Source organism: Planktotalea arctica, assembly GCF_002105285.1.
Taxonomy (GTDB): Bacteria; Pseudomonadota; Alphaproteobacteria; order Rhodobacterales; family Rhodobacteraceae; genus Planktotalea; species Planktotalea arctica.
Map to the genome: position 1 here is coordinate 258,316 of NZ_MUHR01000005.1, position 15,403 is coordinate 273,718.

Consider the following 15,403-nt stretch of genomic DNA (forward strand, 5'->3'; position numbering starts at 1 on the left):
TGGGAATTATCGGCGGAGCAGGTCCATCAAACTGCTGGACATTTGCCGCGTTTGATCGAGCATCTTGAGATTGGCCTCATAACTGCGCTGTGCCTCGCGTGCGTCGGCGATTTCGATAATCAACTCGACATTGGAGCTTGCGTAATAGCCGGTCTCCCCGGCAAGCGGATGCGCCGGATCATAGATTTCGCGCAGATCGCTGGGATCAAGCGACAATCGCCCCAAAGAGACCTCTCCGGTTTCGCGCGAAAGATTGAAATCGACGACCTTACGTTGATAACCGGGCGTGTCCGCGTTCGCGATATTTTCAGACACATGACGTAAACGTGCGGATTGGGCCTTGAGGCCGCTGGTTGCGATGGAGAGAGCATTGGAAAAGTCATTCATAAGGGGGTTCCCGAGTTAAGAGCGGCCGATTGACGTGCGAAGAATGTTGAGCGACGAGCGGTAGATCGCGAGAGCGCGATCGTGCTGGCGTTTGGCATCCACGGAGAGCAAGATTTGATCTTCGATCGCTACGGAGTTTCCGTTTGGGTCGCTTTTCGCGCGTTCATCTATCTGCACTTGCGCCTGCGCACTTGGAGGGCCGTCTTGTGTGCTACCGTTCAGGTGCCCGCTGCGCGTTGAACGCTGTGCAACCCCCAGCCTCGCATTGGCGAGCGTGTCTTTGAAGGGCGTTAGGCGCTTGGCCTTGAACCCCGGCGTATCCGCGTTCGCCATGTTTTGCGCCGCCACCGATTGTAGGCGTCCAGCATGGCTCGCCATGGCATGTGCCACCTGAAAAATTTCTAGTTTTTGAAACATTACGCTCTGCCTCCGTCGAAAAAATCTGTCTCGCTTCAACCAAGGCTTAACCCTGATTCCTTTAGAAAAAGTTTTCATGGGATTTGAGGAGAGTTTGATGACAACGCTGGGACTAGACGGGCTATTGCAGGATATTCGTGATATTCACGCAGCAAAGACCTTTGGAACGATTATCCATGTGGGCGCGGGTCTGGTGCATGTGGGGGGCATCGAAAAACGCGCGCAGGTGGGCGATCAGGTAAGTCTTTTCGCAAGCTCCGGCGCGCGAATGGGCGGGGAGGTGCTAAGTCTTTCTCGCAACGAGACAATTATTCTACCCGATGCCCAACTCAATGGGGTCTCGATCGGTGATGAAGTGCTGCTGGACGGCCCTTTGCGCCTTGCGCCTTGCGATCATTGGATCGGGCGTATCATCGATGCGTCTGGCAGGCCGATGGACGGGCGGTATTTACCACCTGGGGGCGGTGCGCGCTCGGTGCAGGGAAATGCGCCGAATCCTGCACGAAGACGTGCGCTGGGCACGCGCTTGGAAACGTCGATGTCGATCTTCAACACGCTTTTACCGGTGGTGCGCGGGCAGCGCCTCGGCCTTTTTTCCGGTTCGGGCGTAGGGAAATCATCCTTGCTCGCACATTTTGCAGGCCACATGCAGGCGGATGTGATCGTGATCGCGTTGGTCGGGGAGCGGGGCCGCGAGCTTAGGAATTTCGTGGAGAAAGTGCTTGGCCCGAAGGGCATGGCGCGCACGGTGGTTATCGCCGCGACCTCTGATCAAAGCCCGTTGCTGCGCCGTCGATGTGCGTTGACGGCGATGACCGTGGCCGAACATTTCCGCGATCAAGGCAAACATGTGCTGCTCTTGGCCGATTCGATCACCCGCTTTGCCGAAGCGCACCGCGAAATTGCGGTGGCGAGCGGCGAAGCGGCAAGTTTGCGCGGCTTTCCCGCGTCGACCGCGCATACGATCATGTCCTTGTGTGAGCGCGCGGGGCCGGGGCTTGAGGGATCGGGCGATATCACGGCGATCTTTTCGGTGCTCGTTGCGGGCTCCGACATGGAAGAACCGATCGCGGATATGATGCGCGGGGTGCTGGACGGGCATGTGGTGCTGGACCGCGCCATTGCCGAACGCGGCAGGTATCCCGCGATTGACGCGGTGCGCTCTGTCTCGCGCAGCCTGCCCGACGCGGCGAGCGAGAAAGAGAACCAGTTGATCAGCACCGCCCGCCGCCTGCTCGGCAGTTACGATGAAAGCGCGCTGATGATCCGCGCGGGGCTCTATAGCGCTGGCAGCGATCCGGTTCTCGACATCGCGGTCAAGGCCTATCCCGAGCTCGACCGTTTCATCGGTGCGCATGAACGCCTTGATGTGTATAACAGCTTTCAGCGTCTTGAACTGATCCTCAGAAAAGCAGGTGCATTAGAACCGAGCGGGCCAATTACCCTAGCATAAGTGGCGCAGGTATCTATATTCTCGAGTAAGGGCGCGGCAGGAGTTCACGGTTATGGTTTTACGTTTCACTAAACGGCTTGCTGCCTTTGCAGTGGCGCTTTCTGCTGTATTTGGCACGTCTGTCGCTGCGCAACAAAAAAGCGAGCGGGCGTATGTTTTTGGCAATTCGCTCATCCATCACCTAAGTGACAGCGATGAAACCACCGTTCCGCATTGGATGGCTCTTATGGCGCGCGAGGGGGGGCACGAATTTGCCCTGAGCGGTCAATGGGGCTTTATGCGCGATTTTATGCGCACACTGCCGCCCCAGCCCAACTGGTCGTTCAAAGCGGTCAATGACGCCTGGAACAGCGAGCGGCGTCAATTCAAGGATGCGAGCCTGACGAACATCTGGATGGTGCCCGGCAATTTCATTCAGTACCAAACACCCGATGCACCCTATGACGGCGAAAATCCCGAAAACCTGTCCCCCGTCGATGCGGCCGCTGCAATCGTGAATTGGGTGGCTGATGCCGATCCGAATGTCGGTGTTTACCTGTTTGAGGGTTGGCCAGAAATGGCGGCGGTTTCGGGTGCTTTTCCCCCAAATGCCAACGGGCTACGTGCCTATCACGAGTTTGCGACTGGCGATTACGCGGCATGGTACGACGCGTTTGCATTGGGCATTTCAGGCGCAGCGCAGGGCCGCGAGATCACGTTGATCCCTGTGTCGCGCGTCTTGTCGTCGGTCATGATGGAGACGGCTTTGTCCGAACTGGCGGCAGAGACCTTTTACGAGGACGACGCGCCGCACGGCACCTCTGCGCTTTATCTGATGGCGGCGATGGTGACGTACAACACGATCTACGGTGAACCTGTCCCCGAGAGTTTCCGCCCTCCCAGCAGTGTCGCGCCTGAGTTGCGTGCGACCTTCCCGATGGTGCGCGATGCCATTTGGGAGCGGGTTTCTGCCTTGCCGCGCGCCCAAGCGGCGGCTGCAACGGACGCGCCAATGCAAGCGTCAATACAAACACCCGAGCCAATGCCTGAACCAGTGCAAAACGAAACACATCAGGCCCCTGCGATCACCTACGCCGATGGTGTTACTGCGCCTTCGCTGGCGATGGGTCTGAACGGTATCGCCGATTGGTCGGTGCAACATCCCTTCCTTGATCTGATGAAAACCGCGCGCCCTTGGGTCGGGCACACGAATGATCAATGGGGCGCGTTCGATGCCGAGGCATTGGAAGCTGGCGGCTATCTGGATGAATTCGGCTGGCCCCTGCGTTTGCCAGATGGCGCACGTGCGATTGAGGCGTTTATGCTGACAGATCAACCCGTTGAAGCAACGGCGCTTGCAGGGCGCTACGTGGCCACCTTCGAGGGTCAGGGCAAACTTGATATCGCGGGGCGGGCCAAGAACGTGCGCCGCTCGGAGGGCGAAATTCGCTTTGATTACACCCCCGGTGAGGGCCTGATCGCGATCGCCATCACCGAAACCGACCCGAGCGATCACATTCGTAACATCAAGGTATTCCGGGAAAGCGACGCCGAGCTTGTCGCTGCCGGTGTGATTTTCAATCCGGCCTGGCTCGCGCGGATCGAAAATCTGCGATCGCTGCGCTTTATGGACTGGATGTCGACCAACGGCTCCAAATCGAGCACGTGGGACAAGCGCGCCAACCTTGCCGACTATACATATGTGCGGCGCGGCGTTCCTGCCGAAGTCATGATCGAGCTGTCCAACATGGTCGGTGCGGACCCTTGGTTCAACATGCCCCACATGGCCGATGATGGCTATTTCCGCGCGTTTGCCGAGTTGACGGAACAAACCCTGCGCCGCGATCTGCGCGCCTATGTGGAGTATTCCAACGAGGTGTGGAATTTCATCTTCCCCCAAGCGGTCTATGCGAACGAGCAATCAAAGGAACGTTGGGGCCGCGCTGCAGGGGACGATTCATGGATGCAGTTCTATGGCATGCGCTCGGCGCAAATGGCGCAAATCTGGACGGAGGTTTTCGGTGAAAATACCTCTGACCGCCTCGGCACGGTGATCGGCACACACACGGGCTGGCTCGGCCTTGAGGAGGCATCACTTAACGCGCCGCTCTGGGTTGAAGAGGACCCTGATAAGAACTGGCCGCCCTACGTCTATTTTACCGATTATGCGATCACTGGCTATTTCGGCTTCGAAATGGGCAGCGATGAACAAGCGCCAACCGTTCTGGGCTGGCTCGAGGATAGCGAGCGCACGGCAGTTAACGATGCGGCGGTCAAAGGCCTTCTGGGCGCAGAGCGCGACGCCTACGTCGAGCAACACAAATATGTCGCTGCGAACAAGCTGGTGGACGCGGCCCTGCGCGAGGGATCGATCAAGGAATTGATCGAGGTGATTTTCCCCGAGCAAGCGAAGGTCGCCGAAGACCACGGGCTGCGCCTTGTCATGTACGAGGGTGGCACGCATGTGGCCGTTAGCGGAGAGTGGTCCACGAACGAAACGCTGATCGAATTCTTCAAACAGTTCAACTATTCACCCGAAATGGGCGGTATCTACGCCGATCTGATCACAGGTTGGAAGGATGCGACGGGCACGCTTTTCAATGCGTTCGTCGATGTGGCGAAGCCAAGCCAATACGGCAGCTGGGGCGCTTTGCGCCATTTGCAAGATGAAAATCCACGTTGGGATGCGCTTATGGCGTTTAACGCGAATACGCCTGCGTGGTGGGAAGAACGCCAGCCCGACGCCTTTGAGGGCGGGCGCGTGATCGTCGGTGATGGCGGCGCAAACGACATCAAAGGCACGCGGCGTGCGGATGTTCTGGTTGGCGGCGACGGTGATGATGTGCTGCACCCGATGGGCGGCAACGACAAGCTGCTCGGCGGCGGCGGCTTTGATGCGGCACTCTTGCCGGGGGGGCCGTCTTCGTACACGTTTTCGCAGATCGAAGGTGGCATTCGGGTGCGCAGCAATTTCGTGGATGCGGAATTGCGCGATGTGGAAATGCTCTGGTTCGAAGCGGATGAAGACCTTGCGATCATGGTCGAAGACCTGCGCTAGGCGCGGTTTGCCCTGATCCCTTCAATCAAAGTTTCTGCGCCCATGGAAGCATGGTAATGCGCCTCGATATGTGCGCGCCCTGCGGCGCTGAGGCGGAGCAATTCGCTTTGGTCCTCGCTCAATTGCAGGATTGCATCGGCCAGTTTTCCAGGTTCTTTGGGGGGTACCAGAATAGCGGTTTGCCCGCTTTTGATCATTTCCGTAACGCCGCCCGCATCAGTGCCGATCGTCGGCACGCCGCAGCTCATCGCTTCCATATAGGCGACGCCAAGTGGTTCGTGCCACGAGGCGAGAACGAACAGATGCGCATCGAGCAGCTTGGCTTTCACCGCCCCAGCGTCGATCGCGCCAAGCAGGCGCACGTGATCCTGCAGGCCCAATGCGCTGATCCGCTCTTCCAGAACGCGGCGATACCCGCTGCCACCCGCATCATCCTCGCCCGCAATTTCGAGATGCACATCCACGCCCTTTTGGCGCAGCATGTATACCGCTTCCATCGCATCCTGATGGCCTTTGACGATGTTCAAACGTGCACAACTGAAAACCCTAAGCGGCGCGCCATTTGCCGGGGCGATATAGGGCACCGTGCGTTTCAAAACCTCGGTGTCCACGCCCATTGCTCGAATGTAGATTTGCGCAGGCATCGTATCTCCCAAGGCCTCGCGCGCCTCTGCTTCGAGCTTGCGGGTGATGATTGTGGCAAAGCGCGCGGCGCGCCATTTGAGCGGTTGCGCGCGCCCGTAATCAGACATCGGCCCATGCAGTGTGACGCTATACTCCGGCCCGCCCATATGTTTGCACATGGCCGCGATCAACGCCGCGCGCGCGCAGGAATGCACGTGAATATGATCGAGGTTTTGTGCCTGCGCATAATCAAGTAAACGTGTGGCGGCAGGCAGGCAAATCGCGATATCCTTGGCGACGCTTGCCCCATCAAGCCGCATTTGCGCGATGAATTGAAACCAGGGTTGATGCAGCGCAGCGCGCAGCATGTTCAACGGGTTTTTTGAGGCAAGATAGGTCGTGCGCGCTATCGCCTCTTTTGACCACTCATGCGCGATAAGGCCAGTAGGGGGCGGCTGCGTGCTTAGTATATGGACATCGATGTCGCGCGCTTCCAACTCGGCAATCTCTCGCCAAAAGAAAATATGGGTCTGACCGGGGAATTGCGGCACCAGATAGCCTAGGCGCATAGGGTGGGCAGTGTTCATAACGACAGCTTCATTAGGGCGGTGCCTCGGCAGACATAATTTCAACAAATTGAACCAATAACGGTATCAGAGTACGTAGGAGCCTTGGGAACAAGGGACACTTAGTCATCTAACATGAAAAGATGTCCACAATTTGACCTGTTTGTTTGGAAGTTCGCAAAATGAGTGCCATCACCCCTGCATTGAGCCTGATTTTGCCAGCTAACAACGAGGCCGCCCATATCGGGCGTTGCCTTGACGCTGTCTTGGCCAGCGATTTTCCGCGTAACGATGCGGTTCAAATTATTGTCGTCCCCAACGGGTGTCGCGACGAAACCGCTGACATTGCGCGTAGTTTCCAAATGCGCGCACAGGTGCTGGGATGGCAACTGGATGTGATCGAGCTGGAGCACGGCAGCAAGCTCGCAGCGCTTAATGCTGCTGATTGCGCGGTCAAAGCGCCTTTGTGCGCTTATCTCGATGCGGATGTGATCGTCAGCCGAGCCTTGCTGGCAGAAATCACCGATGTGCTTGGTGGCAACAAACCTGCCTATGCCAGTGGCGCGGTGCGTCTGAGCCGTGCGAAAAGCTGTTTCACCCGCGCCTACGCGCAGTTCTATCTGCAAACACCGTTCATGAAGCAACCCGCCCCAGGATGCGGCTTTTTCGCGATGAATAGCGCGGGCCGCGCGCGCTTTGGCAATTGGCCTGCGATCATTTCCGACGACACTTTTGCGCGCCTGAAATTTGCACCGGATGAGCGTTACGAGGTGAACGCCGGCTATGACTGGCCTCTTGTTGATGGCATGAAAAACCTGATCCGTGTGCGCCGTCGCCAAAATGCTGGTGTGCATGAGTTGAATACAAAATTCCCTGACTTACTGCGCAATGATGCGAAGTTGCGCTTCGCCCCAAGCGCCGTGCTAAAGGCTGTTTTGCGTCATCCCATTGGCACGCTCGCCTATGGTATCGTCTCGCTTACCGTGAAATTAACCCCAAGCAGAACAAGCACTTGGGAGCGCGGCAGATGAGACGGATCACAGCGCTTTTTCAAGGCTCGAACTTGCGCGCGCGAGCGATGCGCAGCTCGTTTCTGACCGTTGGCGGCTTTGGCGCTAGCCAGATGATCCGCCTTGCGTCCAACCTTATTCTGACACGGCTTTTGTTCCCCGAGGCCTTCGGTATGATGGCCCTTGTCATGGTCTTTATTCAAGGCCTTTACCAATTTTCCGACGTCGGCGTCGGCCCCGCGATCATGCAAAGCAAACGCGGCGATGATCCGCGCTTCCTGAACACTGCTTGGACAATCCAAGCAGGGCGCGGTGTGTTGTTGTGGCTTGCGGCCAGTGTGCTGGCCTACCCCATGGCGCTTCTTTATGGCGAACCGCAGTTGATGCAAATCTTGCCTGTTGCCGCGCTGACTTTGGTTATCCAGGGGTTCAATCCGACGCGGCTCATGCTTGCCAACCGGCACTTGCAATTGGGGCGCGTCACGACCATCGATATTGTCACTCAATTGACTGGAATTGTCAGCGCAGTTGTTCTCGCATACTTAACGCAATCGGTTTGGGCGTTGGTTTTTTCAAGTGTTATCAGTTGTTTGGTGCAGCTTTTCCTGTTTTGGATATATTTGGTGGGCCACCGCGATCGGTTTGAATGGGAAAAGCCCGCCGCGCATGAGTTGATCAATTTTGGCAAGTGGATTTTCCTCAGCACGGTCGCGGGATTCCTGTTCAACCAAAGTGATAAAATGCTGCTTGGTGCGTATCTACCGCTCGATCAGTTCGGAGTTTACAACATCGGCTTTTTCCTCGCGAGCTTCCCTCTGCTCTTGGGCATTTCCGTCACTCATAAACTGCTGATCCCGCTCTATCGCGAACGCCCTCCACGCGAGAGTGCCGCGAATTTCGCAGCCCTTCGCAAGATGCGTTTTGTGGTAAGCGGTGGCCTTCTTTTCGGTGTTGCGATCCTTTCTTTTATCGGCGTGCCGCTTGCTGAATTTCTCTACGATCCGCGCTATCATGAAGCGGGCATCATCGTCGTGATCATCGCTTGCATGCAGGTGCCGCAGATCATCGTGCTGACCTATGATCAAGCGGCGCTGGCCGCGGGCGATTCCAGACGCTTTTTCGTGCTCGCCGCCACGCGCGCCGTCATCATGCTGGGTGCGATGTTTCTTGCGCTCGAGATGTTCGGGTTGATCGGCGCGCTGTTCAGTATCGGCATTGCGATGGCGGTGATTTATCCCGTCGTGGTCTGGCTTGCGCGGCGCATGGGCGCGTGGGATCCGCTGCATGATTTGACCTTTGCCGTGCTTGGCGCGGGCGTGGGATCCGCTGCGCTTTGGCTTAATTGGGATGGTGTCGTTCAATTGGCCGCATCAAGCTAGCCCCGAAACGGGTAGCCAGATACCGCAAAGCGACGTAAGTTTTTTACCGAATGCCTCAAAATCTTCTTATTCTTGCGGGATAAAGACCCCTGAAATGTGATGCTTGAGTGGTGGTATGTCTGAGTTTGACGCGTCCAAATCTATAATGTCTGGCGATATTGCTATCGTTGGAATGTCCGCGCAATTGCCCGGCGCTTTAGGGCTGGATGCCTATTGGGACATGCTGCGCAGCGGCACCTCCGCAATCAAGCGGCTCTCGGTTGAGGACATGATCGCCGCTGGCGTCGATCCGGCGACGCTGGCTGACCCCAACTATGTTCCCTTTGCCGCCAATCTTGAGGGCTACACAGAATTTGACGCTGATTTCTTCGGGCTTAGCCCCAAAGAGGCGGCCATCATGGACCCTCAGCACCGTAAGTTCCTCGAAGTCTCCTGGCATGCGCTTGAAAACGCGGGTCACATGCCCGAGAATTTTGACGGCCCCATCGGCGTTTATGCAGGCTGCGGCATGGGCAGCTATTTCTATTTCAACATCTGCTCCAATCGCGATCTTGTCGACAGCACAGGCATGTTTCTGCTGCGCCACACGGGTAACGACAAGGATTTCCTCAGCACGCGGCTTAGCCATTTCCTTGATCTGCGCGGCCCCTCCATTTCGGTGCAAACCGCTTGCTCCACCTCTCTCGTTGGCGTGCACTATGCGTCCGCTGCGTTACTAAACGGTGAATGTGACATGGCCATTGCCGGGGGTGTCACCATCGATCTGCCGCAAGGGCAGGGATATCTGTTCAAAGAGAACGAAATCCTTTCGCCGGACGGTCAATGCCATGCCTTCGATCATCGCGCAAAGGGCACTGTTTTCGGTTCTGGTGCAGGCGCCTTGGTGCTGCGCCGCCTTGAAGACGCAATCGCGGATCGCGACCACATCTGGGCGGTGATCAAGGGTACGGCAGTCAATAACGATGGCTCCGACAAGGCGGGCTACCTCGCACCTTCCGTGGGTGGTCAAGCGGCTGCGATTGCAGAGGCGCAGGCGATTGCGGGCGTCACAGCGGATAGCATCGATTACGTGGAATGCCATGGCACGGGAACATATTTGGGCGATCCTATCGAGGTCGCCGCCCTCACAGAGGCCTTTCGCGAGAGCACGGACCAGACAGGGTTTTGCCGCATCGGTTCAGTCAAAACCAACATCGGCCACCTCGACACAGCCGCTGGTGCGGCGAGCCTGATCAAGACGGCATTGGCGCTGCACAACAAAAAAATGCCTCCGAGTATTGGTTATGAGGCCCCGAACCCTGCGATTGATTTCGACACTAGCCCGTTCTTTGTGAACGATAGGTTAACCGATTGGACCGCGCGAGGTGGCCCGCGCTGCGCTGGTGTAAACTCCCTCGGCGTTGGCGGCACGAACGCGCATGCAGTGGTCGAAGAAGCACCTATACGCGCGGCGTCAGCGCCGTCCGATTGGCCCTTCCAGCTCCTTACTGTTTCAGGCCGTAATAAGGCCGCGCTTGATGCCAATACCTTAGCGCTCAGTGCCTTCCTTAGCGCGAATCCCGACGCTGATCTGGCCGATGTCGCCTATACCCTCAAGCAGGGTCGCCGCGCGTTTGAACGCCGTCGTGTGGTCGTTGCAGAAACGCCTACGCAGGCCGCTGATAAGTTGAACAAATCCGACCCGCGCGAGGTGTTCACCCACCGCGCGCTTAGCAATCCCGAAGCGGTTTTCATGTTCCCCGGCGGCGGCGCGCAATACGCCGGCATGGCGCGCGATCTTTACGAGACCGAACCGACTTTCGCCGAATGGATTGATGCGGGACTCGATATTCTAGGGCCGCGTCTCGACTATGACATTCGCGCGCTTTGGTTGCCCAAAGAGTTGGAGCGCCAGCGCGCCGATGAGGCTTTGAAAAAACCCTCAATCCAACTGCCGCTGATCATGATTGTCGAATACGCATTGGCGAAACTACTGGAAAGCTGGGGCGTCACGCCAAGTGTTCTGATCGGGCATTCCATGGGCGAAAACACTGCTGCTGCCCTCGCCGGTGTGATGAGTTTCGAGGACTGCATCGGCCTTGTCCACTTGCGTGGCCAACTCTTTGATACGGTTCCCACAGGCGGCATGCTAAGCGTTTCGCTATCCGCGGATGATCTGCGCGCGCATCTTGGCGGCAGGCTGGATCTCGCTGCGATCAACGGCCCGAACCTCTCGGTCGCGTCTGGCCCCCAAGACGCCCTCGATGCTTTGCAGTCCAAGCTAAGCGCGCTCGACATTGACTGCCAGCGCATCCCTATCGACATCGCCGCGCATAGCCGCATGTTAGAGCCCATTTTGACCCGTTTCGGCGATTATCTGCGCTCGATCCCACTAAATGCACCCCAGATACCGATCATCTCGAACCGCACGGGCCACCCGCTCACGGATGAGCAGGCGATGGACCCTGATTACTGGGTGCAACACCTGCGCGGCACGGTGCATTTCGCCGATGGCATCACGCATCTCGCCAGTACCGCGAACCGCGCATTTATCGAAGTCGGCCCCGGTAAAGCGCTTTGCTCGCTCGCGCAGCAATGCGAGAATATCCAGAGCGATCAAGTGATTAACGTGCTGCGCCATCCAGATCAGGATGTGGCGGATGATGCCTTCTTCATGTCTGTGCTTGGTCGTCTTTGGGCGGTCGGCCTTGACATCGACTGGCTGCAAATCTGGGGCGAGCACGCACGCAACAAGGTGGTTTTGCCGGACTATCAATTCCAGCGCAGCCCTTACTTCATAGCCCCCGCCGCTCCGCAAGAGACGCGCGCGCCAAGCCGTATCATGCGCCGCGAGGACATCGCCGATTGGGGCTATGTGCCCCATTGGCAAAAGTGCTATGCAGATTGCCCCCTAGATATCGAGGCGGACCTTGGCACCCCGATGACATGGCTTGTCTTCGCGGATGAGGCGGGTCTCTCAAAACCCGTGACCGGGCGGTTGCGCGAGGCTGATCACACCGTCATCGAAGTTGTCGCCGCAGACGCCTTTGCGCGCTTGTCCGAGGACCGCTACGCCCTTGCGCCCGAACAGGGCCGCGATGGCTATGATCGGCTGATTTCCGAACTCGTTGCAATCGGCCGCACGCCCGAGCGCATCGCGCATTTCTGGTCGGTGACGCAGGGCGAAAGCTACCGCCCCGGCTCCAGCTTTTTCCACCGCAATCAAGAGCAGGGCTTTTATTCCCTGATGTTCCTTGCCCAAGCGATCAGCGGGGAAGGTCTGCCCACACCGCTGCACATTTCGGTGATCTCAACCGATGCGCAAAGCCTTGCAGGCCAACGCGCGCGCTACCCAGAAAAGGCGACGCTCAATGGCCCCGTCAAAGTTACCCCCGCCGAATTCCCGGGCCTGACCGTCTCATGGCTCGATCTCGCGATGCCGGCGCAAACGCCGCAATCCTTCTTCGGTAAAACCACCGCGCGCGAAGATTTGACAACGCCCTTGCTCGAAGAGCTGCTAAGCGCGCCGAGCAACACCATTGCCGCGCTGCGCAAAGGCACGCGCTATGTGCAATCCACCAAGGTGCGCAGCCTGCCTGACCCTTCCGAGCCATGGTCCCTGAAACAGGGCGCAACCGTTCTTATCACAGGCGGTTTCGGCGGCATTGGTCAAAGCCTCGCGCGCGATTTCATCACCCGCTTCAAGGCGCGCATCGTGCTGGTGTCGCGCAAAGCCCTACCCGATCGCGAAATGTGGAGCAATCTCGCCCCAGCCGATCCCGCCGCGCACTACGTCGAAGCTGTGCAGGCGCTTGAGGCGCTGGGCGGCGAGGTTCTGTGCCTTGCAGGCGACGTGTGCAACGCCGAGGACATGCGCGCGGTGCGTAAGCAGGCCGAGGCGAAATTCGGCGCGATCACAGGTATTATCCACGCCGCTGGCGTGATCGACGATGCGCCGATTTTGGCCAAGGGCGCGGGCTCTGTCGAGGCGGTGTTCACGCCCAAAATTCACGGCACGCAGGTGCTGGGCAAGGTCTGGGAGGACGGCGCGCTCGACTGGCTCGTACTGTTCTCGTCCTCCTCCACCGTCACCGCGCCTGCGGGTCAGATCGACTATGTGGCCGCCAATGATTTCCTGAACGCATATTCCGCGGCGCGCGCATGCGACGCGACGCGCGTGATCGCGCTGGGGTGGGGCATTTGGACGGATGTGGGCATGGCTGCTGATGCGATGGCCGCGCGCCTTGGTGCGCCGCTAGAAATGCTCGTGCGCGATGTGGATCAACCCTTGCTCGACACGCTCACAGGCGATGGCGAAGGGCGGCATATTTTCGAGACGGAGCTTTCAGCAAAAACCCACTGGATTCTGTCCGAGCACCGCACCACAGAGGGCATGATCCTGATGCCTGGAACGGGCTATCTGGAACTTGCCAGCGAGGCCCTGCGCGCCCTCGGGATCACCAGTGCGTTTAGCATTCGCGACCTTTATTTCCTGCGCCCTTTGGATGTGGGCGAGAGCGACACACGCCGTATGCGCCTGCGCCTTAGCACGACGGATGCAGGCTTCGACATGGAGGTTCTGAGCGCAGTTGAAGTGCAAGGGCGCCCCGCATGGCAGTGCAACGCGCAGGCCAGCCTCGTCCTTAGCAAACTGCCCGAGCCTGAGTCGATCGACCTGACTGCAATCCGCGCGAACCTGCCTGAACCGACCCGCGCAAAGGCAGGCGAAACGCTCATCTCCCCGCAAGAGGCGCATCTCGATTTCGGACCGCGCTGGCGCGTATTGCAATCAACGTCCATGGGTCAGGGCACTGGAATCGCAGAGCTTTCCCTGCCGCAAGAGGCGCAAGGCGACACGAGGTTTGCCCTGCATCCCGCTCTCATGGACCTTGCGACAGGCTGGGGTATGCAACTCATCGAGGGCTACAAAGGCGATCACCTCTGGGTCCCCCTTAGCTATGCGGACATGCGGGTTTACCGCGGCCTTCCTGCGCGGATCGTGTCCTGCGTCAAGGCCGTCACACGCGACGGCGAGATCGTGCGCTTTGACATCACGCTTTGCACGCCAACGGGTGAGGTTTGCGTGGAAATCAATGGTTTCTCGATCAAGCGTATGGCCGACAGTGCCAGCCTTGGCCGCGCCCCTGCGCCCCATCCCAACGAGGTGGAATTCGAGAAAAGCGACAGCGCCCAGCCGCTGTCCGCTGCAGAAGAACGCCTGCACCACAACATCGCCCAAGGTATCCGCCCGAGTGAGGGCGCGCAGGCCTTTGCGCGCGTCATGGCGAGCGATGTTTCGCAGATTACCGTGTCCTCGCTCGATCTCGATGCGCTCAAAGCGCAAAGCGCGCTGGATATGGTGCAAAGCAGTGCCAGCGCAGGGTTCGAACGGCCTGATCTTGATAGCGATTACGCCGCCCCCGAAACTGAAATAGAGCGCACGCTGGCGTCCATGTGGCAGGACCTGCTGGGCGTGTCGGATGTGGGCATCGATGACAGTTTCTTTGATCTTGGCGGCCATTCCCTGATCGCCGTGCGCCTGTTCGCGCAAATCAAGAAAGCCTATCGCATCGACTTCCCCATCTCTGTTCTGTTCGAGGCCCCGAGCATCCGTAAAATTGCTGCGCTGATAGATGTGCAGATCGGCTCGCAAGACGTGGGAGACGATGCTCCCGCGCCAAAAACGCCCGAGCGCAGGTTCACCCATATCGTGCGTATGCACGAAGGCAATGCAGGACAAAAGCAACCTTTCTTCCTGGTTGCGGGCATGTTCGGCAATGTGCTTAACCTGCGCCACCTTGCGCATCTGCTCGGTGCGGATCGCCCGTTTTATGGCCTGCAAGCGCGTGGTCTTTATGGTGATCAAGAACCCCATCGCAGCATCGAGGCGGCGGCGCGCGATTACATCGAAGAGCTACGCCAAGTGCAGCCAAGCGGACCCTATATGCTTGGCGGCTTTTCCGGCGGCGGGATCACTGCTTATGAAATCGCGCGCCAACTGGAAGACGCGGGTGAGGTGGTCAGCCTGATCGTGCTGCTCGACACGCCTTTGCCGCTGCGCCGTCCTTTAGACCTTATCGACCGCCTCTATATCCAAGGCGCAGAGCTGAAGCGCGGCGGTATCCTCTATCCATTCCGCTGGATTGCGCGCCGCGTGGCGTGGGAAGTCTCAAAACGCCGCGCGCCGGACTTGGGTCAAACGCAAGAACACCAGTTCCACAATGCCGAAATCGAAGCGGCGTTTCTCGAAGCTGTCGGTGCCTATGAGGTGCGTCCATGGAACGGAAATCTGCAACTTTATCGCCCGCCGCTGGTGGGTCATTGGAGCGTGTCGGGCGGCAAACAGGTCAACTCTGAACGCGCCTATGTGTTGCACGACAACGACTGGACGCAGCATGCGCCGAACGTGCAAGTGAGCGAAGTGCCGGGGGATCACGATTCCATGGTGCTGGAACCTAATGTGCGTGTGCTCGCCGAGCGCATGAAAGCGGCGATAGAGGTGGCTGAAATGAAGCCCCACGCGCCCACGCAGATATTGGCGGCAGAGTGAT

8 protein-coding genes are annotated in these 15,403 nt (G+C 58.5%); 5 read left to right on the forward strand and 3 right to left on the reverse strand.

The window, feature by feature from the left end:
• Positions 1-6 precede the first annotated feature (6 nt).
• The gene (gene flgC / locus B9P63_RS05925) at positions 7-387 is read right to left on the reverse strand and encodes a flagellar basal body rod protein FlgC (RefSeq protein WP_085307632.1); all 381 of its coding nucleotides are present in this window, start codon (positions 385-387) and stop codon (positions 7-9) included.
• Positions 388-402: 15 nt separating this feature from the next.
• Positions 403-804 carry a FlgB family protein gene (locus B9P63_RS05930; protein ID WP_085307633.1) on the reverse strand — a complete coding sequence of 134 codons (402 nt, stop codon included), beginning with the start codon at positions 802-804 and terminating at the stop codon, positions 403-405.
• A 97-nt stretch (positions 805-901) separates the two neighbouring features.
• Here B9P63_RS05930 and B9P63_RS05935 point away from each other — a divergent pair, with 97 nt between their 5' ends.
• Together B9P63_RS05935 and B9P63_RS05940 are read left to right on the forward strand one after the other, a co-directional pair.
• A complete protein-coding gene (locus tag B9P63_RS05935; protein WP_085307890.1) occupies positions 902-2,257 on the forward strand; it encodes a FliI/YscN family ATPase in 1,356 nt (451 codons plus the stop codon).
• Positions 2,258-2,309: 52 nt separating this feature from the next.
• Positions 2,310-5,294, forward strand: coding sequence for a calcium-binding protein (locus B9P63_RS05940; RefSeq protein WP_085307634.1), 2,985 nt, complete (start codon positions 2,310-2,312; stop codon positions 5,292-5,294).
• Here B9P63_RS05940 and epsE read toward each other — a convergent pair.
• Complete coding sequence (epsE, locus tag B9P63_RS05945; RefSeq protein WP_085307635.1) at positions 5,291-6,487, reverse strand: exopolysaccharide biosynthesis GT4 family glycosyltransferase EpsE; 1,197 nt, start codon at positions 6,485-6,487, stop codon at positions 5,291-5,293. The genes B9P63_RS05940 and epsE overlap by 4 nt on opposite strands.
• Before the next feature lie 179 nt (positions 6,488-6,666).
• Here epsE and B9P63_RS05950 point away from each other — a divergent pair, with 179 nt between their 5' ends.
• The 3 genes from B9P63_RS05950 to B9P63_RS05960 all read left to right on the forward strand — a co-directional run bounded on the left by B9P63_RS05950 (position 6,667) and on the right by B9P63_RS05960 (position 15,402).
• Positions 6,667-7,515: a glycosyltransferase family 2 protein gene (locus B9P63_RS05950; protein WP_342743561.1), complete on the forward strand. Its 849-nt coding sequence runs from the start codon at positions 6,667-6,669 to the stop codon at positions 7,513-7,515.
• Complete coding sequence (locus B9P63_RS05955; RefSeq protein ID WP_085307636.1) at positions 7,512-8,873, forward strand: oligosaccharide flippase family protein; 1,362 nt, start codon at positions 7,512-7,514, stop codon at positions 8,871-8,873. The genes B9P63_RS05950 and B9P63_RS05955 overlap by 4 nt, the downstream gene beginning before the upstream one ends.
• Before the next feature lie 115 nt (positions 8,874-8,988).
• Positions 8,989-15,402 carry a type I polyketide synthase gene (locus B9P63_RS05960; protein WP_085307637.1) on the forward strand — a complete coding sequence of 2,138 codons (6,414 nt, stop codon included), beginning with the start codon at positions 8,989-8,991 and terminating at the stop codon, positions 15,400-15,402.
• Position 15,403 lies beyond the last annotated feature (1 nt).